This window comes from Cognatishimia activa (genome assembly GCF_017798205.1).
Classification (GTDB): domain Bacteria; phylum Pseudomonadota; class Alphaproteobacteria; order Rhodobacterales; family Rhodobacteraceae; genus Cognatishimia; species Cognatishimia activa_A.
The window spans coordinates 2,386,100-2,410,703 of the sequence record NZ_CP060010.1 but is presented as its reverse complement, the minus strand read 5'-3'; the positions used below and the strand labels follow the sequence as shown (position 1 = coordinate 2,410,703).

Below are 24,604 nucleotides of genomic sequence, written 5' to 3'. Positions count from 1 at the left end.
CGCTATCCTCCGGTCGAGTTCATTCGTAGGCCAATTCCCGAAACGCATCATTCTGTGACAGGAACACCTTCCCGTTCAGCTGCTCAAGGAGGTGACCGCGTTTCAACCGGTCCATCACAGGTCCTTTAACTTCTGAGAAGTGCAACCTGACCCCAATCTCGCCTAGTCTGAAGTTTATCGCTTCGAGGCTTTCAAACGCCGAATAGTCCACCTCATTTACAGCGGAAAACATAAGCACAACGTGCTTGATGTCTGTCCTCTCAGATACACGGTTCTGCACAAGATCTTCCAGAAAGCGCGCATTCGCAAAGTACAGGCTTTCGTCAACACGCAACGTCAACAAACTTGGATGCGTCTGAACATCATGACGCAGAATGTTTCTGAAATGCTCGGTGCCGGGGACACGGCCGACCTCTGCCACATGCGGGCGTGACGTTTTGTAAAGATGCAGCAGAACAGAGATGATAACACCTGCGGCCACCCCAAACTCTACCCCAAAACCGAGGGTTAACAGAATAGTCGCCGCGACAGCCGAAAAATCCGCGCGCGCATAGGACCAGGTCGTTTTCAAAATCGACACGTCAACAAGGCTTAGAACGGCAACAATGATCGTCGCTGCCAGCGTCGCGTTTGGTAGGTAATAGACCAGCGGCGTGAGAGCCAGCGCGGCGATGGCAAGACCGATGGCTGTGTAGATCCCGGCTGCTGGTGTCTCGGCACCCGCATCAAAGTTCACAACAGACCGGGCAAACCCGCCAGTGACAGGGTAGCCACCGGTAAAGGCCGCCCCCATGTTCGCGGCGCCAAGCCCGATCAATTCCTGGTCCGGATCGATGCGCTGCCGCTTCTTGGCCGCCAGTGTTTGAGCAACAGAAACAGATTCCACGAAGCCGATGACCGAAATCAGGATCGCTGGCATAAGCAACGCGCCCAACAATTCCGGAGCGAACCCAGGCATGGTAAGCGGCGGTAGGCTCTGTGGAACCTCGCCCACGATCTTTACGCCTTGGGTCTGCAGCTCAAAGGCCCAGACTGCCACGGTCGTGGCGATGACGGCAAAGACAGGCCCGGCCTTTGTCAGCACATCGGCGAGCTTCTCAGACGCGCCAAGCATCAGGAGAAAGGGTTTAAAATGCTTGCGCACCCAAAACAGAAACGCGACCGACAGCCCGCCGAGCCCCAATGTGATCCAGTTGATGTCTCCCAAATGCGTGGCGAGCGACAGCAGCATTTCCGGCAGAGTATGACCGTGGCCACTAACTCCTAGAATGTGCTTGAACTGACTTGTGGCAATCAGGATGCCTGAGGCTGTGATGAAGCCTGCGATAACGGGATGGCTCAGAAAGTTCGCTAGAAATCCCAGTCGAAGGACACCCATCACCAGCAAGAATCCACCCGACAGAAAGGCCAAAGTCAGTGCGGCGATGGCATAGCCTGCTGTGCCCTGTTCGGCCACCTGCCCCACCGCGGATGCCGTTAGCAGCGAGACAACGGCGACAGGGCCAACCGCCAGTGCTTTGCTGGTGCCAAACAGGGCATAAAGGATTATCGGCGCGATGGAGGCATAAAGCCCTGCTTCTGGCGGAAGCCCTGCCAAAAGTGCATAGGCCAGCGACTGGGGTATCAGCATGATCGTGACAATGACCGCCGCAATAAGATCTGCAGACAGTTCCTTACGACCGTAACGACGCCCCCAGGACAGGACTGGCATGTATCGCGTGATGTCCATTTGCTTTAATTTGCTACCTGAAGGCCCTGCCAAAGCATTCCGGCACGCTTGCCGGTGCGACAATAGCCAAGCACCGACCCGCTCAATCCTTCCATTGCCTTTTCAAAAGCTGCATGGTCAGCCTCAGTGGCTCCGGTGGGGTCTACAGGCACGTATCTCGCGGTAAGGCCAATTTCATCGGCCGCAGCAGCAATTTCGTAAAAGTCTGGTTGACCTTCGCCTTCACCGTCAGGGCGGGCACAAATGATGGCCTTAAAGCCCTGCGCCTTGATCGCATCCAGATCCGCGACAGTAATCTGTGCCGTTGTGGCAAAGTGGTCGGACATTCGGGTGAGTTCCATTTGGGTCTACTCCTATAGCTTATTAACTGGGACTTTGAGCATCGGGTTGCCGTCGGAATCCGTCGGCACCTCACCTGCGCGCATGTTGACCTGCAGCGACGGCACAATGAGTTTGGGCATGGCCAGCTGCGCGTCGCGCTCTTCGCGGAACTGCACAAACTGCGCGCGAGTTTTGCCGCCGCCGACGTGGATGTTGTGTGCTTTTTCGTCGGCCACGGTTGTTTCCCAAGCGATGTCGCGCCCATTGGGACCGTAGTCATGACACATGAAGAGCCGCATCTCGTCGGGCAGCGATAGCACCTTCTGAATGCTATCATAGAGCGTTCCCGCATCACCGCCGGGGAAGTCAGCCCGAGCTGAACCACCGTCCGGCATGAAAAGCGTGTCGCCAACAAAGGCCGCATTGCCCATCACATGCACCATACAAGCCGGAGTGTGGCCGGGCGTGTACATCGCGACGGCCTGCATATTGCCGATCTGATAGGTATCGCCGTCTTCGAACAAAGCATCGAACTGCGAACCATCCCGCTGGAATTCGGTCCCTTCATTGAAAACCTTGCCAAAAGTTTCTTGCACAACGGTGATCTGCGCACCTACGCCGATCTTGCCGCCAAGCTTTTCCTGAATGTAAGGCGCCGCGCTTAGGTGGTCCGCATGGACATGCGTTTCGATAATCCACTCCAGCTTGAGGCCTTGCGCTTCAATCTGCCGGATCAGCGCGTCGGCGTGGTCAAAAGTGATGCGACCCGCGGCGTAATCGATGTCCATCACACTATCGATGATGGCAGCAGAGGGGCTTGTAGGGTCTTTCACAATGTAACTAATTGTGTTGGTCGCTTCATCGAAGAAGGCCTGGACCTCGGGGATGATTGTCATATCAACCATGTATGTCATCTGGATTTCCTTTCAGGCATTCTTTGACCTAGCCCAAGGGCTTTTCCGCCTCCAAAAGAAGCAAAGCGGGTAAATACGGTTTCCATGTGGTCACTCCGGTGAATCAGCTTAGTGATTGAATACCGGCCTGGCCTTGAGGCCTCAGTGACAATGTCACCTTGGCGTTTTCGAGCTAGACGCTTTCTGCCAAGCGTTGGAGTTCGTTCTTATTTAAAATCGAAATGTGACCACGTGTCTGCCCGATCAGGTTTCGTTTCTGGAAATCATTCAAGATTCGCGAAACGACCTCACGCGCAGTACCCAATTCACCGGCCAAGGTTTGATGGGTGACTTTCAGCTGTAGGTCTTCGCCTGCCAGATCCAGAAGCCTTTGCGCAAGACGCACGTCCATTCGTCCAAAGGCCACGTCATCAACAACACGCAGTAAATCTATCAAACGTCTCGAATAGGCCTGAAAAACAAAGGCGCGAAAGCTGTCTTCTTCCGACGCAAGCCTGTCGAACGAGGGTTTTGGTAAAGTGATCGCAACGACCTCAGTCTCCGCGACGCCTTCAGCATTGTAAGCCTCTTCCGAGAGCATGCAGGCTGTCGTCAGCACGCAGCTTTCGCCGGCCTCAACCCTATAAAGAACGATCTCGCGACCACTCTCGGAGGATTGGGAGACGCGTATGCACCCAGAGTATAGAAACATGAGACTGTCGGGAATATTTTCTGGACCGAACACCTCGGTGCCCTTTGCAAACTTGACCACGCGGGCCTCACGCAGAAGCTTGTCACGCACATTGCGCGGCAAGTTTCGCGTCCCGACAAAGCTTTCTGTCCAATCTCCAATCGACATACCAATTCCCATAATAGAAGGGCCACAGAGTTTGAAGTGCCATCTCGAATTTCCAAAATTCTACCGCCCATACACAATACGCGTACCGGTTTTTGTCGCCATTGAGAAAGCCCGAGGCAAATAGGTTCAAGTCACGGCTATTATACCACCAGTCCGTTTCTATTGGTTGGATTGAGGCAGAGTTATTCAACCCAAACCTTGATAGGCAAAATAGACGGTTTACACTGACGGAAGACAATTCTCGACATGGTCTTTCAATGGAACGCAATCCGCAGCTTAGGCAACGACGCAGAGTTTGTCGCTAAGGCTGTTCGAGATTGGATCACAACTTTTGGCACACTAATCGCAAATATCGAGTAGGTATCAACCTGTGGAAACGTGTTCGGCGAATGCTTAAATGGGCAGTTGAGGGGTGGCCTACTCGGGTCTTAGGTTTTTTGCAGCCTGCGCGAAGCTCAGTTCCTGAGTTGAAAATGGAACAAGCCTACAACACAGTACGTCAAACCAGTGCGTTGGACTAACTCCCGCCAGCCTAGGAAAGCATCAAACCGATTGAGCATTGGCCAACGCGCGAGTAAAAATCAAGCTGGACCAGTCAGATGAGGCTAATCCGCTCTCTTGGCGAGGTCTTCGCTTTTGAAAGCAATCCCGGTTTTTGCCAAAGTCAACTTCAAGTCAACAACACGCCAAGCGGCTTCGATTTTGTGGGGCCTTATGTGGGGTAGTATCTAAATGACACTATTTAGCCCAATAAAAATTGAAGTTAATGGCGGAGGAGGTGGGATTCGAACCCACGAAGGGCGTTAACCCTTGCTGGTTTTCAAGACCAGTGCATTCAACCGCTCTGCCACTCCTCCGGTTTGATCCGTCTAGCGCCCCCGCTTTGATTCTGAAAGACCGCAATTGAGGGAAAATTCGCCTATTGCCTTACGCAGACTTTCCTTGCTGCATCGCTCTCGTTACACTACCGCATAAATAAAAGGGGTCTTGTGGGTGCGATGCCCAACAACGACCTTGGAACAAGCGCATCAGGCAAAGGGCAAGGCAGGATGACAGCAGGGCACATGAACAGGCAGTTCACTATTCTTTCCAAAACCTTAGCGGGCGTTTTGGCGCTTGGCCTCTTGGCCGGTTGCGAGGATTTTCAGGGGTTTAACCTCGGCGGCAACGCGGGTGCGGATGCGCCGGTGGAAACCACGTCAACCACTGTTGTCGAGCGCGATGTCGAAGCGCCCGAGGTATTTTACGTCTCGGAAGCGGGTCTTTGGGACGGTCGACCCTCATTGGGTGGCGTCTGGGTTGCGCATCCGGATGTGACGGAACCCGAGCGGGTGATCATCAAAAACAAAGCAAATGGCAAGTTTGTCATCGGCGCTCTCTTCCGGCGCGAACGTGCGATCCCAGGGCCGCGCGTTCAACTCTCGTCTGACGCGGCGGCGGCGATTTCCGTCCTCGCAGGACAGCCGGTCGAAATCGAAGTAACCGCCCTGCGGCGCGAAGAAGCGCCTGTGGTTGCGGAAACCGTGGACAGCGTGGAAACGGCAGAGGCCGTGACCGAAGAGACGCTGGATCCCATCGCATCGGCGTCCGCGGCCATTGACAATGCCGAGGCCTCTCAACCCGCGGCGGCACCTGTGGTACAATCAAATCTCGCCAAGCCATTCGTTCAGATCGGCATTTTCAGCGTTGAAAACAACGCCAACAATGCTGCGGCTCAGATGCGCAATGCGGGCATGATCCCGACGGTCAAAGCGCAAACGATCAAGGGCAAACCCTTCTGGCGTGTCATCGTAGGGCCTGCGACCACGCGGTCCGAGCTGAATTCCCTGATCAAGCGCATCCGTGACAATGGCTTTACCGACGCCTATGCGGTGTCCAACTAACCCGGATCTTTTGGAGACCCGTTTTATGTTTTCATCTGCCAAACGCTTATTGGCTTCTGTTCTTTGTGCGGCGCTGTTGGCGGCACCTGTGTCTGCATTTGAAAACCGCGCCAAGGCGGGGTTTGTGATTGACCACACCACGGGCACGATCCTGTTTTCCAAGCGCGCGGATGAGGCTTTGCCGCCTGCGTCCATGTCCAAGCTTATGACGCTCTATATGGCCTTTGAGGCCGTGCGCGACGGGCGGCTAAATATGGAAGAGAAACTGCCGGTGTCGCAGCACGCGATGAACTATGGCGGTTCAACCATGTTTCTGGACACGACGGACCGAGTGAAGGTCGTGGATTTGATCCGTGGCATTATTGTTTTGTCCGGCAATGACGCCTGTGCGGTGATTGCCGAGACGCTATCGCCAGACGGAACAGAGGCAGGCTTTGCCCGTCAGATGACCCTGCGCGCGCGCCAAATGGGTATGACTAGCTCGACCTTCGCGAACTCCAACGGTTGGCCCGCGCCCGGGCATCGCATGTCGATGCGAGATCTGGCCTTGCTCGCGAACCGCCTCATTACAGATTTTCCCGAGTTCTATCCGATGTTCTCGGAAACCAAGTTCGAATTCGACGGGCGCGCGCCTCAGAATGTGAACAACCGCAATCCCTTGTTGCGCCTTGGTGTCGGCGCGGATGGTCTTAAAACCGGCCATACTCAGGAAGCGGGCTATGGCCTTGTGGGGTCGGCCAAACAGGGGCCACGTCGTGTGATCTTTGCGGTCTCTGGCATGACAAGCGCCAAGGAACGTGCTGAAGTTTCAGAACAAATCGTCAATTGGGCGTTTCGTCAGTTCAGCACGAAAACCATCCTGCGCGCGGGCAAACGCGTGGCCGACGCTGATGTCTGGATGGGAGATGCGCCGCGTGTCGGTCTTGTGGCCACAGATGACATCGACATCCTTGTTCCGGTTTCAGCAGGCGATGAGATCGCGGCCGAAGTGGTCTATAACGGCCCTCTACAAGCCCCGATTGAGGCCGGCCAAGAGATCGCCGAACTCGTGATCCAAGCAGGTGATCTGCCAGAGGTCCGCGTGCCGCTGGTTGCGGAAAGCTCTGTTACCGCGGGCGGGTTTTCGGTACGGATGCGCACGGCGACTGCGGTTCTGATGAAGAACTTCGGGCTTGGGTCCTAAAGGAAATTCAAAGACATGGGCAACGGCGCATTCATCACCTTTGAGGGTATTGATGGGTCTGGGAAATCGACCCAACTCAAGCGTTTGGCCGAGGCGCTCAAGGCCGCTGGCCACGACGTGGTTGTCACGCGTGAACCGGGCGGATCAGAAGGAGCCGAAGAGATCCGCTCTCTTGTGCTTGAAGGCGCAACGGATCGCTGGTCGGCTGAAACCGAAATCCTCCTGTTCACAGCCGCCCGGCGCGACCACATGGAACGCACGATCCTGCCCGCACTTGAGGCCGGAAAAATCGTGCTCTGTGATCGATTTGCCGACAGCACACGCATGTATCAGGGCCTCTCGCGCGGCGACCTGCGCGCGCTTGTTGATCAACTCCACGACCTGATGATTGGGCGCGAGCCGGATCTGACCGTACTGATTGATATGGACCCTGCCACGGGGCTCGCACGCGCCAAGGGGCGGCAAACCGCGGAGGAGCGGTTCGAGGACTTCGGCCAAGAGCTGCAAAACAAAATGCGCGCGGGATTTCTGGATCTGTCCCGAGAATTTGCCGACCGCTACCGGATCATCAATGGTGATCAAAGCATGGATGACGTCGCCGCTGACGTGCTGAAATCTGTGTTAGACTATCTGAATGACTGACGACGCCCTGCCCCAATCCGACCAGATCGACGGTGCGCCTCACCCGCGTGAGACGGCGAAGATCTTTGGGCAAGAGGCAGCAGAACGCGGGTTTCTGGATGTGTTTAACGCAGGCCGTCTGCACCATGGCTGGCTGATCACGGGACCGCGCGGGATCGGCAAGGCCACTTTGGCCTGGCAGATCGCGCGCTTTCTGATCGCGACGCCAAAGGACGACGGTGATAGCCTCTTTGGCGCGCCCCCTGCCCCGACCTCGCTCGCGATTGATCCTGAACATCCGGTGGCGCGTCGCATTCAGGCGGGGTCTGAACCCGGCCTTGTGACGGTCAAACGGCCCTATGACGAGAAAACCAAGAAGTTCAAAGCCCAGATCACTGTGGACGAAGTGCGGCGGCTCAAGAACTTCTTTTCCCTGTCAGCCGCCGACGGCGGCCACCGCGTTGTGATTGTCGACAGCGCGGATGAGATGAACGTCTCAGCTGCCAATGCGCTCTTGAAACTGCTCGAAGAGCCCCCTGCTGACACCACGCTTTTGCTGATCAGCCATCAGCCCTCGCGCCTTTTGCCCACGATCCGCAGCCGCTGTCGCGAGCTGCGTCTTGCGCCTTTGTCGCCTGACGATATGGCGCGCGCGCTGGAACAGGCCGATCCGGGCGAGCCCGCCTCGCCAGAGCTCGCTGAACTCGCCGGGGGCTCGGTCGGGGAAGCGATGCGTTTGGCGCAATCGGGTGGAACCGAAATCTACGCGCAATTGGTGGCGCTCTTTGCGGGCATGCCGCGCCCGGACAGGCAAGCGGCGATGGCCTTAGCGGAAAGTGCCGCGATGCCCGGACAACAAGATCGGCTGGATCATCTGCTTAACCTCATCGACCTTTTGCTCTTGCGCCTCGTACGGGTCGGTGCGACCGGACAGCTACCACAAATCGAAGCCGCGCCGAATGAGGCACAAGTGCTGGCAAACCTGTCCAAAAACCCGGCACAGGCGCGGGCCTGGGCGGATGTGGCGCAGGAAATCTCTGCGCGGAGCCGTCACGGCAAGTCGGTGAACCTTGACCCTGCCGCTTTGGTGCTTGATACGGTTTGGAAGATCCAACAAACCGCGCAGCGTTTTTAATGTCCGAACCACTGATCACTGACAGCCATTGCCACCTCGATTTCCCAGACTTTGAGGGCCAAATCGGCGATTTCGTTGCCAAAGCCGCAGAGGCTGGCGTGCATCGCATGGTGACAATCTGCACGAAACTGAAAAACGAGCCCTCTGTGCGCGCCATCGCCGAAGCCCATGCGCCGATTTTCTATGCGGCTGGGACGCACCCAATGAGTGCAGCCAGCGAGCCATTGGCGACGGTTGAAGAGTTGGTGGCGCTGTCCTCGCATCCCAAATTCGTCGGGATTGGAGAGACCGGTCTGGATTATCACTACACCGCCGATTCCGCCGAGATCCAAAAGACCTCGCTGCGTGTTCACATCCAAGCCGCCCAAGAAACCGGCCTGCCACTGATCATTCATGCCCGCGCAGCGGATGACGATATGGCGCGGATCCTGTCTGAGGAACACGCCAACGCGCCCTATTCCTGTGTGATGCACTGCTTCAGCTCCTCTGCAGAGCTCGCAAAAGCCGCTTTGGATCTGGGGTTCTACCTGTCCATGTCCGGCATCGCCGCCTTCCCTAAAAGCCAGGAATTGCGCGATATTTTCGCCCGCGCGCCGGTAGATCGCATCCTCGTGGAAACCGACGCACCCTATCTGGCGCCCCCGCCCTTCCGCGGCAAACGCAATGAGCCGTCTTATGTGGCCCACACCGCGCGCAAAGGGGCTGAGGTCTTTGGCATGGACTACGCAGACTTCGCGACCCAGACCGAAGCCAATTTCGAACGGCTGTTTTCCAAAGCCACCCTCACGCAGGCAAGCGCTGCATGAGCGGGACGATCACCTTCACCATCCTGGGCTGTGGCAGCTCGGGCGGAGTGCCGCGACTGGGCGGTGTCTGGGGCGATTGTGATCCGGAAAACCCAAAAAACACGCGCACCCGATGCTCTCTGTTGATCGAACGCGAGACTGCAGATGGCAAGACCACGGTTCTGATCGACACCTCTCCGGACATGCGCCAGCAGCTCTTGCGCGAAAATGTGGGGCATATTGATGGGGTCGTTTACACGCATTCTCATGCCGATCATGTGCATGGGATCGACGATCTGCGTATGATCGTGTTCAATATGCGCGAGCGGGTCAAAGTCTATGCCGATGGTCCCACCCAAGACGCGCTGTTGTCACGCTTTGGCTATGCCTTTGTGCAGCCGCCGAACTCGCCTTATCCACCTATTTTGGACCTGCACGGCATCGACGGAGACGTCACCGTGTCTGGCGCGGGCGGCGACATTGTCTTGACGCCGATTGAAGTCGAGCACGGCAGCATCGACTCGCTGGGATTTCGGGTGAATGACGTCTTTTATCTGCCTGATGTTTCAGGGATTTCTGACGAGGCATGGGAGCAGATTTCGGGCCTTAAATGCTGGATCCTGGACGCATTGCGCCGCACGCCGCATCCGTCGCATTCGCATTTGGACAATAGCCTTGAGTGGATCGAGCGCGCCGCGCCCGAACAGGCCGTTTTGACCAATATGCATGTGGATCTGGATTACGAGACCGTCGCGGCGGAAACCGCAGATCATATTATTCCGGCCTATGACGGCTTGCGCCTGACCTTCGACCTTTAGAACGGCCGAATATCCACGCCAGCTTTTGAAAGATTACCCCGCAGGGTCTGGGCGATTTGCACCGCAGTCTCTCCGTCCCCGTGCAGGCAGATCGTATCGACCTGCGTCGGGATCTTCACACCATTCTGCGAGATCAACGCCTGCTGATCGACCATGCGCAGAATGCGATCTGAGGCCTCTTGCGCGTCATGGATCACCGCGCCGGGTTTGCTGCGATCTACCAAAAGGCCGTTGTCCTCATAGGCGCGGTCGGCAAAGATTTCTCCGACCCAGTTGCAGTCCAACGCCCGAACCGCGCGTTCCTGAGCCGTTGCAGCGATGGCCATAATGACAATATCCGGAGCCACACGCAGCGCCGCATTATAGGCAGTGCGCGCCATATCTTCGTCCTCGGCACACATATTGGCCAAAGCCCCGTGCAGCTTGAGATGCCGCAACGATGTGCCCAAAGCCGCCGCTGTCGCCTGCGCCGCACCCAATTGATAAATAACGAGGTTTTCCAACTCGGTCGGCGTCAACTTAATGCGCCGCCGCCCAAACCCTTGCAGATCCGCAAACCCCGGATGCGCGCCGATGTTGACGCCATTGTCCCGAGCCAAGGCCATGGTTGTGGCCATCGTATCCGCGTCACCTGCATGCCAGCCACAGGCCACATTGGCGCTGGTGACAATGTCCAACAAAGCCGCGTCATTGCCCATCGGCCAAGGGCCAAAGCTTTCGCCCATATCCGCGTTCAGGTCTACTTTTGCCATTTAGCCCTCCGGGTCCTGTCCGGCTGTGACGCCACTGATCAATTGATAGCTCAGAAGATCGCGCATGTCGGCAGGGTTTCTGACGACCGGAGTGCATTTGCTGCGCAACGCAGCAAGCTGATCCGCCTCGGATTTGGTGCGCGCCTCGGCTTCTTTGCGCGATATCAGCTTGAACCGAAACGGTTTTCCGGGCTGCGCCTGCGCCAGTTTCGGTAGATCATCCGGCACGACAGTTCCGATGCGCGGATAGCCCCCCATGGTCTGGCATTCTGCCATTAGCACATAGGGCACGCCGTCTCCGGTCTGTTGAATGTCCCCCTGCATGATGAAATCCGAGGCAAGCCCCGCCGCCTGATCTGTACCGAACTTGAGGCTTGGATGATCCAAACCAATCCCCTGCCGATTGGCGCGGTTGGATTTGGTGAATTCGGCCTCAAAAAATGCCTTTTGCGTCGCCGCATCAAAAAGATCGGTCTGAGGGCCCGAGACCACATGCAACACGCCGCCGTCAAACCTGTTTTCCGCAGTCAAACCCACTTGCACAGCATTGGGATCGGGATCCTGGGCAAAGGTGATCTCCGCGCCCGTTGCGAGCACCGCGCCAATCCCAGCCATCAGATGCGCAGCCTGACTGCTCAAATGAAGGGGGCTTTCAATGCCGCCCGCGAAGGTCAGATATCCGTAGCTGCCTGCGCGACAGGCACCCAGATCCAGACGTGCGCCGGAGGGGATCAAATGGGTCTGGTTCCAGGCTAGCGGTGCGTCGTCCAAACTCGCAACCATCGGCGCGCCGGTCAGCGCTATGCGGGTTGTGGCTTTGAACAAGAAAGTGCCGCCAAACCCTGCAATCTCCAGCGCTGGCAAGACATGCGCAGCCCCCAATAGTGCCGTTGCTTCAAACAGGGCTAAACGATCCATCGCCCCGCCGCGCGACAGGCCCGCCGCGATCTGTCCCGGGCGTCCGAGGTCTTGGATCGTGATGGCTGGACCGTTGCCCTGAAAAATAACGCTCATCGCAAAACCTCGAGTTTCGCGCGGCCGAGGCCGTCGGCATTGTCGGCCACAATGCTTGCCATCTCAGAGCTTGCGACCGCTTCAAATCGCAGGACGTCGCCTGCGCGCAGCAAGATTGGCTCGGCACGATCAAGAGCAAAGGGCAAAAATCCGGACTGACCAATGTGATGCCATCCCGTCGGATTTTCATTTGTAAAAATAATGACTTGCCTAATAGCAAGGATGAGCGCCCCGGCGGGAACGGAGGGGTTTATCGCCGACATTCGGGGGATATCCCACCGTTCTGGCAAAAAGCCCAGATAGGCCTGCCCCGGGGCGAAACCCAGCGTCAGGACTTCGACCTCTTGGGCACAGAGCTCTGCAACCGCGTCTGTGTCAGACAGCCCGGCAGCACCTGCGGCTTTCGTCAGATCAGGGCCACAGGCGTCACCAAAAGCGATAGGAATGGTCCAGCGACGCAAAGGATCTGGCCGCGCCGCTTTACTCCAGTCACGGGCATCGAGCCGCTTTTGCAACGCCTCCTGCACACGTGCGCGTGCCGCAGAGCCTCCGTCGACCTCGACCATGACGGTCGTCAAAGATCCGGCCACCTGCGCAACACCGGCGATTGGATCTGACGTCAGATCCGCGACAAAAGCGCGGACCGCAACCGTCAGCTCTGGCCGCGCGGTCAACCCGAACCGCACTATCAAGGACGTGAGGCCAAGGGGTAAAATCACCGGTTGTTCAGGAGTGGACGTCGACATCGGAGCCTTGCTTTGCAACGCCCCGAAAATGTCCCGCGCCGCGCCGGATTACAAGAGGCTTAGCCCACTTGGCGACCGTGGCTCCAGACGCCTCGAATAACCGGCATGTCTCGCAGAGTTCGAACGCGGATCATATCAGCGTGCATCCCGGGCTCGAACGTGCCGCGATCCGTGAGGCCTGAGGCCCGTGCTGGCGCTTTGGTCACGGTTTTCACCGCGCGCGGCAGGTCGTCCCAGAGCTTGGCCAGGCGGAAGGCAGATTGCAGCAAAGCCGCAGGCACATAGTCAGAGGAAATGATGTCCAAAAGACCCAGCTCTGCCAGTTCCAGTGCCGAGACATTGCCCGAATGACTGCCCCCGCGCATGATATTGGGAGCCCCCATCATGATCGCGATGCCATTGTCGCGACAGGCCCGCGCGGCCTCTACTGTGGTGGGGAATTCCGCGAGGCGGATACCATGACCTGCCGAGGTTTCGACTTGCTCAGTTGTGGTGTCATCGTGGCTTGCCAAGACCGCGCCAAACCGTGCTGCTTCGCTGACGGTCATGGCTTCGTGCTTGTCGCCAAGGCGTGCACGCAGGTCCAAGAGAGTATCGAAATGCTCTTGGTATTCCGCGTCATTCATGCCGGATTTGCCCATGACATAGGCTTTGAATTTCTCGGTGTCGCGGAACTGACGCTGCCCCGGCGTGTGATCCATTAGGCTGACAATGCCAACGCGGTCGTTTTCGTCAAACTCGCTGAGTTCTTCGATCAGGGTTTCAGAACAGACCTCAGCCCGCAGATGCAGGAAGTGGCTGATTTTCAACGCATTCTCGGCCCGCATCGCCAGCATCTCGCGTGAGAGTTGGCGGGCGTATTTCAGATAGCGCCCCTTGCCTGTCGGAATAGACCCAACCCGCATGGCATCGAACACCGTGGTGATACCACAGCCCGCGAGCTCTGCGTCATGGGCAAGGATCGCGGCGTCATGCGGCCAGTCGACCTTTGGGCGCGGCTGGATGTGGCGTTCCAGATTGTCTGTGTGCAATTCGACAAGGCCAGGCAGGATAAAGTCGCGATCACAATCAATGGCCCCGACGGGACATTGCCCCCCTTCAACCACGTCAAGGATCTTGCCCTCCGCCACATAGATCGCGCCAGAAACAACGCGGTCCTCTAGCACGATCTGCGCATTTGCGAGGCAGAAAACACCGCTATCGACATCGTGGGACAGGCTTGGAGAGTTCATGTCAAAACATCCTCTGGATAGAGCACAGCAAGGGCCGCGGCGATGGTCTCGTCAAGCGCGCCGTCATTGCTGAGGTCGGTATAGGTGACGCCCGCAAGCATCGGAAAATCTGCGCGCTTAAGGCGCTGTTCGATATCTTCGGCGGTTTCGCGACCCCGGCCTGATAGACGCGCGCGTAGCGTCGCGTCGCTGGCCGTCAAACGCAAGGTCACGAGATCCGGAAAGGCCTTTTGAGCGGCGGGCAGAACTGCACGGCTGAGGTTCACGAGCAGGTCATGCCCCTTTGCGAGGTCATCATGCACCGTCTTGGGAATACCATAGAGCAACCCATGCGCGGGCCAGTCCAAGGCAAACGCGCCGCGCGCTTTTCGGCTCTCAAACTCCGTGGTTGAGACGGGCTCATAGTCCTCGCCGCCCAGACCCTCAGGCCGGGTGATCACACGTTTGACCAGCCCTAGGCGCGGGTGTGCCACAACCAGCGCTTCCATGACGCTGTCTTTGCCGACCCCGGAGGGGCCGACAATCGCTATGAGCCGCCCCGCCATTTAGGCCGCCGCCAGAGGGCTGAAGCCCGTGACGTCAATCTCTCGATCACAGACCCGCTCGCGCGCGGCCTCGTCGTGAAAGATACCGACGATGGCGGTGCCATTTGCTTTAGCCTCTTCAATCAGCCCCAGCACGATTTCGCGGTTGGTGGCATCAAGGCTCGCGGTCGGCTCGTCCAACAAAAGCGCGGGATAACTATGGGCAAAGCCGCGCGCGATGTTCACACGTTGCTGCTCACCACCCGAGAAGGTGGTGGGCGAGAGCGACCACAGAGGCTCGGGGATGTTGAGCTTTTGCAAAAGGCTTGCTGCGCGCTCCTTGGCCTCCTCCATCGGGGTGCCCAGTGACAAGAGCGGCTCGGCGACGACTTCGATGGTGGGCACACGCGGCACGACACGGAGGAATTGGCTGACATAGCCAAGCACTTCGCGGCGCAGCTTCAGGATGTCGCGTGGCTCGGATTGTGTGACGTCGACGCCGCCGACCACCACGGATCCACCCGCAGCAAGATAATTGCCATAGATGATCCGCATCAGCGTGGATTTGCCCGCACCCGAGGCTCCGGTCAGGGCGACGCATTCACCCGCTGGCACTGTGAGGTTCGCTCCGCGCATGACTTCGAGCACGGCGCCGCCTTGGTTGTGTAAGGTGAAGGTTTTCGAGACATTTGTCAGTTCAATCATCGTCTTATACCTGCAAAACAGAGCTGACGAGCAGCTGGGTATAGCCATGTTGCGGATCATCCAGGACCTGATCGGTCAGACCCGTTTCCACCACATGGCCGGATTTCATCACCATCAGGCGATCCGCTAAAAGGCGCACGACGGCGAGGTCGTGGGTCACGATAATGGCCGACAATCCAAGATCCCGCACCAGACCGCGCAACAGATCCAAGAGGCGTGCTTGGACCGAGACGTCAAGGCCTCCGGTCGGCTCGTCCATAAACACCAGTCGCGGGCCGGTCACGAGGTTGCGGGCAATCTGTAGGCGTTGTTGCATGCCGCCGGAAAAGGCGGTTGGGCGATCGTCAACACGGTCTTCGTCGATTTCCACGCGGCCCAGCCAGTCCACAGCCTGCGCACGGATATCGCCATAGTGGCGCTGGCCCACGGCCATGAGGCGTTCGCCCACATTGCCGCCAGCCGAGACACCCATACGCAGCCCATCGCGCGCATGTTGATGCACAAAGGCCCAGTCGGTGCGGCCCAACATCCGACGCTCGGACTCGCTCATTTGCAATGTGTCGCGCGGGCCATCGGTGCGGGTGTCAAAGATCACTTCGCCTGTGTCTGGCGCATGATGCCCCGCAAGGCAGTTCAGCAAGGTCGACTTGCCAGAGCCAGATTCGCCGACAATGCCCATGACTTCGCCGGGATAGAGGTCAAACCCCACATTCGCACAGCCAATCCGGTTGCCGTAATATTTGCTGACGTCTTTGACAGAGAGCAAAGGTGTCATGCCGCCACTCCTTTCGGTCCAACATGGCCCTCGCCACGTCGGCTTTCGCAGTAGTCCGTATCAGAGCAGACAAACATCCGCCCGCCTTCATCGTCGGTGATGACCTCGTCCAGATAGCTGTGGGTCGCGCCACAAAGATCACAGACATGATCGGCCTTGGAGGCCTCAAAGGGGTGATCCTCGAAATCAAGGCTCACCACTCTGGTGTGTGGTGGCAGCGCATAGATCCGCTGCTCGCGCCCTGCCCCAAACAGCTGGATCGCGTCCATTTCCAATTTGGGGTTGTCGAATTTCGGGATCGGTGACGGGTCCATCACATAGCGCCCTTCGACCTGCACCGGATAGGCATAGGACGTGGCAATATGACCGTGCTTGGCGATGTCCTCATAGAGCTTCACATGCATGAGGCCATATTCCTCAAGCGCATGCATTTTGCGGGTCTCCGTCTCGCGCGGTTCCAGAAAGCGCAGAGGTTCCGGGATCGGCACCTGATAGACGAGTATCTGATCCTCGCTCAGAGGCTCTTCGGGGATCCGGTGACGGGTCTGAATGACCGTTGCCTCGGAGGTCGCGGTGGTGGTTTTCACCTCGGCGGTGTTCTCAAAGAACTTGCGGATCGACACCGCATTGGTCGTGTCATCCGCGCCCTGATCGATGACTTTCATCGTATCCTCAGGCATCAAGGTTGCGGCGGACACCTGCACGCCACCTGTGCCCCAGCCATAAGGCATCGGCATCTCGCGGCTGGCAAAAGGCACCTGATAGCCGGGGATCGCGAGGCCTTTGAGGATCGCACGACGGATCATGCGTTTGGTTTGCTCATCAAGATATGCGAAATTATAGTCGCTCATTCCGCGGCCTCCTTCTGCTCTGCAGTCGCCTCGGCGCGCAGTTTTCGGATGAGTTCGAGTTCCGCCTGGAAATCCACGTAATGCGGCAGTTTGATGTGCTCGAGGAACCCCGTCGCCTGAATATTGTCCCCGTGATAAAGCACGAATTCCGCATCCTGCGCCGGCACGCCTTCGTTGTCTTCACCAAATTCTTCCCAACGCAACGCGCGGTCCACCAGCGACATGGAAATCGATTTGCGCTCGTTCTGGCCAAAGACCAGACCATAGCCTCGGGTGAACTGCGGCGGTTGCGATTTAGAGCCGACGAATTGGTTCACCGTCTCACATTCCGTCAGGGTGACCTCGCCGATTTCAATGGCAAAGCCCAGCTCTGGAATGTCCATTTCAACCGCAACTTCGCCAATCCGCAGCTCGCCCACAAAGGCATGGGTGCGCCCGTAGCCACGTTGCGTGGAATAGGCCATGCCAAGGGTGAACCCCTCGTCTGACCGCGTCAGCGCCTGTAGGCGCAACGCGCGCTCGGCAGGAAGTTCCAGCGGCTCGCGGGTGAGGTCTGGCGGTGTGGTCTCTTCGGGGAAGGTTTCCTCGATGAGGCCTTCTTTGTTCAGGAATTCAGTGACATGCGGCACGTCAGCTGGCTCCGCGTCACGTTCTGCCGCCTGAACTTCTTCGCCCTCAGCCGCCAGTTTGAAATCCAACAGGCGATGGGTGTAATCAAAGGTCGGGCCCAAAACCTGCCCGCCCGGCAGATCCTTGAAGGTCGCCGAAATCCGACGTTCGCAGGCCATTTTGCTGGTTTCCACCGGATTGGAATTTCCAAAACGCGGCAGTGTCGTGCGATAGGCGCGAATGAGGAAGATCGCCTCGATCAGATCGCCGCGCGCCTGTTTGATCGCCAGCGCGGCAAGGTCGGGATCATAGAGTGAGCCTTCGGCCATAACGCGGTTCACTGCCAGCTTGAGCTGCTCATTGATCTGATCCACGCTCAGTTCCGCGACCGTGGTGTCTCCACGGCGTTCCTCGGCCAACCAGGCATGCGCGTTGTCAATGGCGCGCTCGCCACCCTTTACGGCTACATACATGCTGTGATCTCCGTTGAGCGAGGCAAGGCCGCAAATTCTGCGCCTTGGGTGAAATAGAAATCGCGACCCAGCGGAAAGAGCGCGCGGTTGTTTTGGAACGGCGCGACCTCAGGCAAGGCAAAAGCCTGCGTGTCTTTGATGCCCGGGCCTTTCAAGGTGACGTCCTCAGCCCCCTGCCCCTCGATCACCAAAGTCGTGGAGCGGTCGGGATATTCCGCATCGCCAATCGCAAAGCGATCAATTGGCGCGAGCTCATCCCAGCGCCCGACCGCGAAATCAGCCTTCATCGGGGCCACAAAAGGCGCGCCGATGTGGAAGCTGATCCAGGTGCGGATCTCTTCGGTGTCAAATTCCGGCGTCAGATAGATCCCGGTGTCGCCATCACAGAGCGTCAGCAACAGAACGCCCGCCGCAATGGACATGGGGGCTGGTGGCAGAGCGCCCGCAACCTCATGGGTCGTGCCGGGCCGCGCCATCGCATTCATCAGAGCACGAAACGCGCGTGCTGAGTCATGCGGAGGGTTTTTGAACCCGCCTTCTAAAGCTGTCGCGCTCATCAGTCTTCTCCTCGTGCCATGGTGAAGAAATCCACTTTCGTGCTGGCGGCCTTGCGCGAGCGCAACTCGCGGGCCTCACGTTGGGCGGTTTCCAGAGGGGTCAGGACATTCGCGCGAATAGCCTCGGCCTGATCCGTCTGCATCAAGGCATCGACCAGGGCAGCAGCCTCTGAATCAGCTTTGCTGCGCCCTTGTACATAGCCATGCCCGACGACGCCGGCGTCCAGTTTCAGCGCACAGCGCGTCACGGTCATCTCGCCCATATTAAAGGCCGAGCCCGTGCCGCCCATGCGCCCACGGATCATAACGCTGCCCACTTCGGGCTTGCGCAGCCATTCAAATCCTTCGGTTTTGCGATCCCCTAGAAGATCCGCAATCCGCCCCTTGGGGGCCTTTGCCAAGAGCCCCATCCAGGCCTGGCGATCTTGTGTTTCCATCTGTCCCATCTCTGTCTCGACAAATTTTCGTTACACTATACAACTAGACTTATTATGCGAGATTCGGGGCTATCGAGCCAGAAAGATTTTGTGAAACTTGCGTAACGGAGAGACGACATGAGCAAGACACCTCTATGGCAGGCGATCTCAAACGCCTTGCGTGAGGACATGGCTGAAGGACGCTACAGGCCCGGTGACAAGCTGCCCACCGAGGCTGAGCTGGCCGAGCGGTTTGGCGTGAACCGTCACACAATCCGGCATGCGATATCGGTTTTGGTCGAAGATGGGCTGGTGCGTACACGGCGCGGATCGGGGGCTTTCGTGAAGGGGGCTCCGACGGATTATCCCATTGGGAAACGGGTAAGGTATCACCAGAACCTACGCGCCGCGGGCCGTGCTCCGTCTAAGAAAGTCCTGCATGTGGAAACCCGCCCAGCCACAGTCAAGGAAGCCGAGCGGTTAGACATGACGCCGGGCGAATTGATCACTTTGCGCCATGGTGTGTCCTATGCGGACCACCAGCCGATTGCTCTGTCGATCAGTGAATTCCCGGAAACACGCCTGCCCGGTATTGGCGACCTGATGCGCGGTGAAACCAGCGTCACCAAAGCACTTGAGAGGGCTGGTATCACCGACTACACGCGCGAATCCACCCGCGTGCGTGCGACTTTGGCCAACGCAACCCAAGCGCTGCACCTGGAACTTCGGGAAGGCGCGCCTTTGATCTACACGACCAGTATGAGTGTCGATCAGCACGGTCAAAAAGTTGAATTCGGACGTACCTGGTTCGCCGGGGACCGCGTCACACTAACCCTAGAGGAAGACGCCTAGCGCCGGACGCCTTCGGCGCGAGGATATTTTTGGCAAGAGAATGAGCGCGCGCTTTCATCTTGCCCAAAATACTCTGGGGTGAGGCCCTTGGGCCGAGGGGCAAAGCCCCTATGCGCCCTCGTATTTTTCCAGAAAGGCCGCGGCAGAGAGGCTGCGGAAATCTTCCAATGTTTCGCGCAAACGCGCGTGGTCCCAATCCCACCAGGCAAGGTCTATCATGCGCTCTGCGATGTCGCGTGGTTGGCGCAGGCGCAAAACGTTGGCCGGCGTGCCTGCAACAATTTCATAGGGGCCAACGTTTTTGGTGACAATCGCGCCAGCTGCTACAACAGCGCCATCGCCCACCGTCACTTCGGGTTTGATCATCGCGCCATGACCGATCCAGGTGTCATGGCCGATACTGGCACGGCGGGAGGCCCGGTGTTCAAAGAACTCTGCATCGTTGTCCGCATCATCCCAATAGTCAGAGGATCGATAGAGGAAATGATGCAGCGACGCCGTTGTTAGCGGATGATCCGTGGCCCCCACCCGCACGAAGCTCGCGATGTTTGAGAACTTGCCGATGGTCGTATTGGCGATGTCGCAGAAGCGTTCGCAGTAGGAATAATCCCCAAGCTCTGAATTCAAGAGCCGCGCGCCCTCGCCGACCTCTGTGAACGCTCCAAGCTCGGAATTCACCACGCTTGCATTGGCATGCAGAAACGGAGCTTCAGCTTTTAGTCGCGCCATCAATGTTTGTCCTCTGCTGTGCCGATCAGGCGGCCACGCAGCCAGCCCGAGACCCAATCCATGAACATCACCATAAGCACGACGAGGACGATGTAGTAAGTGACTTCTTCCCAATCCTTCTGGGTGATGATGGCCTGGGTCAGCAAGAGGCCGATGCCACCGCCGGTGATCGCTCCGATGACGGTTGCCGAACGGGTGTTGGATTCCAGATAGTAGAGCACCTGACTAAGAAGGATTGGCGTGATCTGTGGGATCACTCCGAAACGGTATCTTTGCAGCGGTTTCGCGCCAGTGGAGCGGATACCTTCGATTTGCTTTTTATCTACATTCTCAAGGGTTTCGGAGAACATCTTACCAAAGGATCCGGTGTCCGTGATCAGAATAGCCAACGCGCCTGTCAAAGGTCCAAGCCCAAAGGCACGCGTTAAAATGATGGTCCAGACAAGCCCATCCACGCCACGCACAAAGTCAAAGAAACGGCGCATGGCAAAGCGAACGGTGAGCAGCGGCGTGAAATTCTTGGCCGCCAAGAACGAAAGTGGCAAAGCCACGACAGCAGCCCCGAAAGTGCCCAGGAAAGCCATCAGAATGGTCTCGCCAATCGCCCAGGCCACGTCGCCGTGACGCCACATGGCGTTGTTCCAGAAGTCACTTGCGATGGCCCCTACTTCGCCCGTGATGGCGCGAGAAATTACCTCGCCAAATGACAAACCGTGATAGGGGCTGTCGAGCGTAAAGAAGAAGAGCTCCCAGCCGCCGAAATAACGGAACACCTCAGAACGGTTGCGGGTGACAGTCAGTCGACCGGCCTCTGTTGTGACCGCCATACGGTTCTTTGAGGCGTTGACCCACGCGGGGATCTCATCCGTTGGGTACTCCTGGATCACACCCTGCGCACGGGTCGGCGTGGCTTTGATCATGCCATAGCCGGGGACGTCGTAGGTGATTGTCTCGGGGCCAAAAGTCACGATATGACCCTCGCCCAGATCGATCACCGTCGTGTCGCCAAGGGTCACCCACTCTGGCGACGTGCCTTCGGGATAGCGGCCTTTCTTTTCGCCTTCGATAGCCACAGTAACCGCCGCATTCCGGTTGTCGCGGGTGACGTGGACCTTGTGGCTGTAGGTGTCAGCCACCAGCGCACGCGCATTGTCGCCATTGGCCTTTTCGATCACATCAGGGATGTTAAAGGCAAAGAAGACATAGATAAGATAGGCCAGGATCAGAGCCGGAACGCTAAAGGCCACCAGGCGTTTGCGTAGAAAAATCCGGTCGGCTTGCAGTCGCAGCCCAGCATTTGCGTCAAGAGTGGCCATCAGTGCGCCCCTTCGCCTGAACCGTGCACCAGACGGTCGCGGTAATAGCTTGAGATTTGGTCGAAAAACATGATCGTCAGGAAGAGCAGGATGAACATCGCCCCTGCTTCATCAAAGCGCCCCTGCCCCCAAGAGATCGCGTTCTTGAGTTCATAGCCAAGGCCGCCTGCGCCCACAAAACCCAGAATCGCCGAGGCGCGAATGTTGATTTCAAACCGCAAAAGCGCATAGCTCAGCCAGTTCGGTGCAACCTGAGGCACGACCCCAAGTAGCATCTTCTGGCTCCAGGTGGCACCAACCGAGGCGAGGCCGTCCACCGGCTTGAGATCGGCGTTTTCATTGACCTCGGAGAAGAGTTTGCCCAGCGCGCCAGCGGTGTGGAACGCAATCGCGATCATCGCAGGCACTGGCCCGCCGCCGAGGATAAAGATCAACACAAGCGCGATGACGATTTCCGGTACAGCGCGCATGATATCCATGGCGCGGCGAAACACCGGGATCATGCGTGGAAACCGCGCCAAACCACGCGTGGACAAGAGCGACAGCACGATCGCAAGCAGCGCTCCGATCAAGGTGGAGACCGCGGCGATATTGACCGTTTCGACCAGCGCTGGGAAGTAGGTCACGAAATGCGCGGGCAGCTCTGAGGATTTCTCGACCGCTTCGCTGACCACTTCGGCAGGATAGTCAAAGAAATTGTCGATCCCGCCCCAGAAGGAACCGCCATTGCGCGAGGCAGCGGTGTTAAACCCCGCCACCATCACAAAGATAAAGATCACTAGGGTCAGAAAGCCGTAACGTCTCTTTTTCTGGGTCTGCGCCATATAGGCGTCTTGGATCATGGTGATCCGCGGGGGGCTTACTGCAGCCTCTGTCATGGTGACGTGCCTTATCCTCAAAGCGTTGTGGACTGGGGCTTGCGCGAAGCCTCACTCCGAAACGCTTGAAATGTCATGAAAAAGCGGGCCCCGATGAGGGACCCGCCGCAAGCCTGTGTGGCTTATTTGGATTTCAGCTTACGTGCTTCGATGATGGAGACGTAAGTTTCGTGGGTCACTGGCTGGAAGCCCAGAGTGTCGCCCGCTGCGATGTTGTAGGCACATGCCGCGTCGTTTTCGAACATGTCGTCAACCAGCTTGGTCATGGTTGCTTTGACGTCCGCTGGCAGGCTCTTGCGCAGAACGATTGGGCCTTCTGGGATCGGCTTGGATTTCCAGATTTGTACCAGGTCGTTCATGTCTACGAGGCCCGCGTCAACCGCTTTGCGCAGCGCGCCAGAGTTGTAGCCGTCTTCCCAGTCGCCTTGGCCGTCTGCCCAGGTCACGCCGCCGTTGATGTCGCCGTTGTTGACTGCAACGATGGTCTGCTCGTGGCCGCCGGTGAATTTAACTTCGCCGAAGTATGCGCCGGATTCCATGGTGATGCCGTCTTTGTACTGAGGGATCTCGATGGATGGGATCAGGTAGCCAGAGGTGGAGTTCGGGTCACCAAAGCCAAAGACTTTGCCCTGCATGTCGTCCAGAGACGCGATACCGCTGTCTTTGCGGGCAAAACCGATGGAGTGATAGCCGATGGAGCCATCCACGTTCACTTTGATCAGAACTGGCTCAACCGCGTCTGCGTCTTGCAGGTAGGTCGCCGCGTAAGAGGACGCGCCCAGCCATGCAAAGTCCAGCGTGCCGCCAACGAGGCCCTGGATAACACCCGCATAGTCCGCAGGCGCGAACAGCTTGGTTTCAACGCCCAGCGCGTCTTCGGTGTAAGAGCGCAGGCACTCGTAAGAGTTCAGACGGTCTTGCGCGTTCTCGCCGCCCAGGATGCCGATGCGGAATTCTTTGATGCCTTCTGCGGAAACCGCGCCAGACAGCATGGTGGTGGCCAGAGCCAGTGCTACTACGTTTTTCATCTCTTTCTCCTAGTGATGAAGTGTCCGCCCGCGTCCCCCAAGGCCACGGGTCGAAAAATTAGGCCGGAACTGCGCGTGCAGAGTCCGACCGATCCAAAGTCTCGATTTCGGTGCTTGTGGCGGCTTCAGAAAAGTCATCGCCAGCGCCATAAATGTCGCGAGCCACACCTGTGGTCAGCTGCGCAGGCGTGCCGTCAAACACGATACGCCCGTCGCGCATGCCGATCACCCGGTCGCAATAACGACGCGCCGTATCCAGCGTGTGCAGGTTGCAGATGACCATGCGGCCGTCTTCTTCGTGAATGCGGCGCAGGGCCTCCATCACGATTTGTGCGTTCATTGGGTCAAGTGACGCAATCGGTTCGTCCGCCAGAATGATCTGCGGGTCCTGCATCAGCGCACGTGCAATGGCGACACGTTGCTGTTGGCCGCCAGACAGGGCTTCGGCGCGTTTGGCCGCCTGCTCGGCAATGCCCAAACGATCAAGGATTTCAATGGCTTTGTGGATATCCGCCTGCGGATAGAGGTTGAACATCGACGCCAGCGTCGAGCGGCGATTGAGCGTTCCGTGCAGCACGTTGGACACCACATCCATACGCGGCACCAGATTGAACTGTTGGAAGATCATCGCGCAACGGGATTGCCATTCGCGTTTGTCAGCACCGCGCAAGGACGAGATCTCGACGTCGTTATAGACCATCGACCCTTCGCTCACATCTGCGAGCCGGTTCATCATCCGCAGCAAAGTGGACTTACCAGCGCCTGAACGACCGATGATTCCGATCATGGCGGGCTTTTCTACAGTAAAGCTGGCCTTATCGACCGCTGTCTTATCACCAAACCGTTTGGTAAGGCCTTGAACGCTTAGCATGGCATTCCCCCGATATTCCGGAGGAACCCTAAGAAGCGCAGTTGAAGTT

At 57.9% G+C, this 24,604-nt stretch carries 27 protein-coding genes and 1 tRNA gene; 7 read left to right on the top strand and 21 right to left on the bottom strand.

The genetic code is table 11. The features are described 5' to 3' along the window. Window positions 1–19 precede the first annotated feature (19 nt). From HZ995_RS11820 to HZ995_RS11800, 5 genes are all read right to left on the bottom strand, one after another. The gene (locus HZ995_RS11820; RefSeq protein ID WP_245168657.1) at window positions 20–1,711 is read right to left on the bottom strand and encodes a SulP family inorganic anion transporter; all 1,692 of its coding nucleotides are present in this window, start codon (window positions 1,709–1,711) and stop codon (window positions 20–22) included. Window positions 1,712–1,734: 23 nt separating this feature from the next. Next, window positions 1,735–2,070, bottom strand: coding sequence for a TIGR01244 family sulfur transferase (locus tag HZ995_RS11815; protein ID WP_209355854.1), 336 nt, complete (start codon window positions 2,068–2,070; stop codon window positions 1,735–1,737). A 12-nt stretch (window positions 2,071–2,082) separates the two neighbouring features. After that, the gene (locus tag HZ995_RS11810) at window positions 2,083–2,964 is read right to left on the bottom strand and encodes an MBL fold metallo-hydrolase (RefSeq protein WP_209355853.1); all 882 of its coding nucleotides are present in this window, start codon (window positions 2,962–2,964) and stop codon (window positions 2,083–2,085) included. Between the two features lie 172 nt (window positions 2,965–3,136). Further along, a complete protein-coding gene (locus tag HZ995_RS11805) occupies window positions 3,137–3,802 on the bottom strand; it encodes a Crp/Fnr family transcriptional regulator (RefSeq protein ID WP_209355852.1) in 666 nt (221 codons plus the stop codon). A gap of 767 nt (window positions 3,803–4,569) precedes the next feature. Beyond that, window positions 4,570–4,659 (bottom strand) — tRNA-Ser (locus HZ995_RS11800). 207 nt (window positions 4,660–4,866) lie between these two features. Here HZ995_RS11800 and HZ995_RS11795 point away from each other — a divergent pair. From HZ995_RS11795 to HZ995_RS11770, 6 genes are read left to right on the top strand one after another with little or no spacing between them, the layout of a single operon-like run. Next, window positions 4,867–5,685 (top strand): SPOR domain-containing protein, encoded by an 819-nt coding sequence (locus HZ995_RS11795; RefSeq protein ID WP_209355851.1) that lies wholly within the window; start codon window positions 4,867–4,869, stop codon window positions 5,683–5,685. 25 nt (window positions 5,686–5,710) lie between these two features. Further along, window positions 5,711–6,868, top strand: a complete 1,158-nt coding sequence (locus HZ995_RS11790) for a D-alanyl-D-alanine carboxypeptidase family protein (protein ID WP_209355850.1) — start codon at window positions 5,711–5,713, stop codon at window positions 6,866–6,868. A gap of 15 nt (window positions 6,869–6,883) precedes the next feature. After that, window positions 6,884–7,510, top strand: coding sequence for a dTMP kinase (gene tmk / locus HZ995_RS11785; RefSeq protein ID WP_209355849.1), 627 nt, complete (start codon window positions 6,884–6,886; stop codon window positions 7,508–7,510). Next, a complete protein-coding gene (locus HZ995_RS11780) occupies window positions 7,503–8,624 on the top strand; it encodes a DNA polymerase III subunit delta' (protein ID WP_209355848.1) in 1,122 nt (373 codons plus the stop codon). Before tmk ends, HZ995_RS11780 begins: the two co-directional genes overlap by 8 nt. After that, on the top strand, window positions 8,624–9,430 hold the full coding sequence (locus HZ995_RS11775) for a TatD family hydrolase (protein WP_209355847.1): 807 nt from the start codon (window positions 8,624–8,626) through the stop codon (window positions 9,428–9,430). The genes HZ995_RS11780 and HZ995_RS11775 overlap by 1 nt, the downstream gene beginning before the upstream one ends. Next, the gene (locus HZ995_RS11770; protein ID WP_209355846.1) at window positions 9,427–10,227 is read left to right on the top strand and encodes an MBL fold metallo-hydrolase; all 801 of its coding nucleotides are present in this window, start codon (window positions 9,427–9,429) and stop codon (window positions 10,225–10,227) included. The genes HZ995_RS11775 and HZ995_RS11770 overlap by 4 nt, the downstream gene beginning before the upstream one ends. Here the strand turns inward: HZ995_RS11770 and HZ995_RS11765 are convergent. Genes HZ995_RS11765 through phnG form a run of 11 tightly spaced genes read right to left on the bottom strand, consistent with a single transcriptional unit; the run spans window position 10,224 to window position 18,902 of the window. Then, on the bottom strand, window positions 10,224–10,979 hold the full coding sequence (locus HZ995_RS11765) for a LamB/YcsF family protein (protein ID WP_209355845.1): 756 nt from the start codon (window positions 10,977–10,979) through the stop codon (window positions 10,224–10,226). The genes HZ995_RS11770 and HZ995_RS11765 overlap by 4 nt on opposite strands. Next, on the bottom strand, window positions 10,980–11,993 hold the full coding sequence (locus HZ995_RS11760) for a biotin-dependent carboxyltransferase family protein (protein ID WP_209355844.1): 1,014 nt from the start codon (window positions 11,991–11,993) through the stop codon (window positions 10,980–10,982). It lies immediately after the preceding gene. After that, window positions 11,990–12,739: a 5-oxoprolinase subunit B family protein gene (locus HZ995_RS11755; protein WP_209355843.1), complete on the bottom strand. Its 750-nt coding sequence runs from the start codon at window positions 12,737–12,739 to the stop codon at window positions 11,990–11,992. The genes HZ995_RS11760 and HZ995_RS11755 overlap by 4 nt, the downstream gene beginning before the upstream one ends. Before the next feature lie 59 nt (window positions 12,740–12,798). Next, a complete protein-coding gene (locus tag HZ995_RS11750) occupies window positions 12,799–13,971 on the bottom strand; it encodes an alpha-D-ribose 1-methylphosphonate 5-triphosphate diphosphatase (RefSeq protein ID WP_209355842.1) in 1,173 nt (390 codons plus the stop codon). Continuing rightward, entirely contained in the window at window positions 13,968–14,516 is a 549-nt protein-coding gene (gene phnN / locus HZ995_RS11745; RefSeq protein ID WP_209355841.1) for a phosphonate metabolism protein/1,5-bisphosphokinase (PRPP-forming) PhnN, read from the bottom strand. The genes HZ995_RS11750 and phnN overlap by 4 nt, the downstream gene beginning before the upstream one ends. Beyond that, the gene (gene phnL, locus HZ995_RS11740; protein WP_209355840.1) at window positions 14,517–15,200 is read right to left on the bottom strand and encodes a phosphonate C-P lyase system protein PhnL; all 684 of its coding nucleotides are present in this window, start codon (window positions 15,198–15,200) and stop codon (window positions 14,517–14,519) included. 4 nt (window positions 15,201–15,204) lie between these two features. Beyond that, on the bottom strand, window positions 15,205–15,975 hold the full coding sequence (phnK, locus tag HZ995_RS11735; protein WP_209355839.1) for a phosphonate C-P lyase system protein PhnK: 771 nt from the start codon (window positions 15,973–15,975) through the stop codon (window positions 15,205–15,207). Then, on the bottom strand, window positions 15,972–16,826 hold the full coding sequence (locus HZ995_RS11730; protein WP_209355838.1) for an alpha-D-ribose 1-methylphosphonate 5-phosphate C-P-lyase PhnJ: 855 nt from the start codon (window positions 16,824–16,826) through the stop codon (window positions 15,972–15,974). The genes phnK and HZ995_RS11730 overlap by 4 nt, the downstream gene beginning before the upstream one ends. Continuing rightward, window positions 16,823–17,908: a carbon-phosphorus lyase complex subunit PhnI gene (locus HZ995_RS11725; RefSeq protein WP_209355837.1), complete on the bottom strand. Its 1,086-nt coding sequence runs from the start codon at window positions 17,906–17,908 to the stop codon at window positions 16,823–16,825. Before HZ995_RS11725 ends, HZ995_RS11730 begins: the two co-directional genes overlap by 4 nt. Then, the gene (gene phnH, locus HZ995_RS11720) at window positions 17,899–18,465 is read right to left on the bottom strand and encodes a phosphonate C-P lyase system protein PhnH (protein ID WP_209355836.1); all 567 of its coding nucleotides are present in this window, start codon (window positions 18,463–18,465) and stop codon (window positions 17,899–17,901) included. Before phnH ends, HZ995_RS11725 begins: the two co-directional genes overlap by 10 nt. Further along, a complete protein-coding gene (phnG, locus tag HZ995_RS11715) occupies window positions 18,465–18,902 on the bottom strand; it encodes a phosphonate C-P lyase system protein PhnG (protein ID WP_348521212.1) in 438 nt (145 codons plus the stop codon). The genes phnH and phnG overlap by 1 nt, the downstream gene beginning before the upstream one ends. Window positions 18,903–19,019: 117 nt before the next feature. Here phnG and phnF point away from each other — a divergent pair, with 117 nt between their 5' ends. Next, window positions 19,020–19,733 (top strand): phosphonate metabolism transcriptional regulator PhnF, encoded by a 714-nt coding sequence (phnF, locus tag HZ995_RS11710; protein ID WP_209355834.1) that lies wholly within the window; start codon window positions 19,020–19,022, stop codon window positions 19,731–19,733. A gap of 108 nt (window positions 19,734–19,841) precedes the next feature. Here phnF and HZ995_RS11705 read toward each other — a convergent pair whose 3' ends face one another. The 5 genes from HZ995_RS11705 to phnC form a co-directional block, all read right to left on the bottom strand. Beyond that, window positions 19,842–20,462, bottom strand: a complete 621-nt coding sequence (locus HZ995_RS11705) for a chloramphenicol acetyltransferase (protein ID WP_209355833.1) — start codon at window positions 20,460–20,462, stop codon at window positions 19,842–19,844. Beyond that, entirely contained in the window at window positions 20,462–21,778 is a 1,317-nt protein-coding gene (gene phnE / locus HZ995_RS11700; protein WP_209355832.1) for a phosphonate ABC transporter, permease protein PhnE, read from the bottom strand. Before phnE (HZ995_RS11700) ends, HZ995_RS11705 begins: the two co-directional genes overlap by 1 nt. Continuing rightward, complete coding sequence (gene phnE / locus HZ995_RS11695; RefSeq protein WP_209355831.1) at window positions 21,778–22,656, bottom strand: phosphonate ABC transporter, permease protein PhnE; 879 nt, start codon at window positions 22,654–22,656, stop codon at window positions 21,778–21,780. Before phnE (HZ995_RS11695) ends, phnE (HZ995_RS11700) begins: the two co-directional genes overlap by 1 nt. 122 nt (window positions 22,657–22,778) lie before the next feature. Further along, complete coding sequence (gene phnD, locus HZ995_RS11690) at window positions 22,779–23,684, bottom strand: phosphonate ABC transporter substrate-binding protein (protein ID WP_209355830.1); 906 nt, start codon at window positions 23,682–23,684, stop codon at window positions 22,779–22,781. A 58-nt stretch (window positions 23,685–23,742) separates the two neighbouring features. After that, on the bottom strand, window positions 23,743–24,555 hold the full coding sequence (phnC, locus tag HZ995_RS11685) for a phosphonate ABC transporter ATP-binding protein (protein WP_209355829.1): 813 nt from the start codon (window positions 24,553–24,555) through the stop codon (window positions 23,743–23,745). Between the last annotated feature and the right edge of the window lie 49 nt (window positions 24,556–24,604).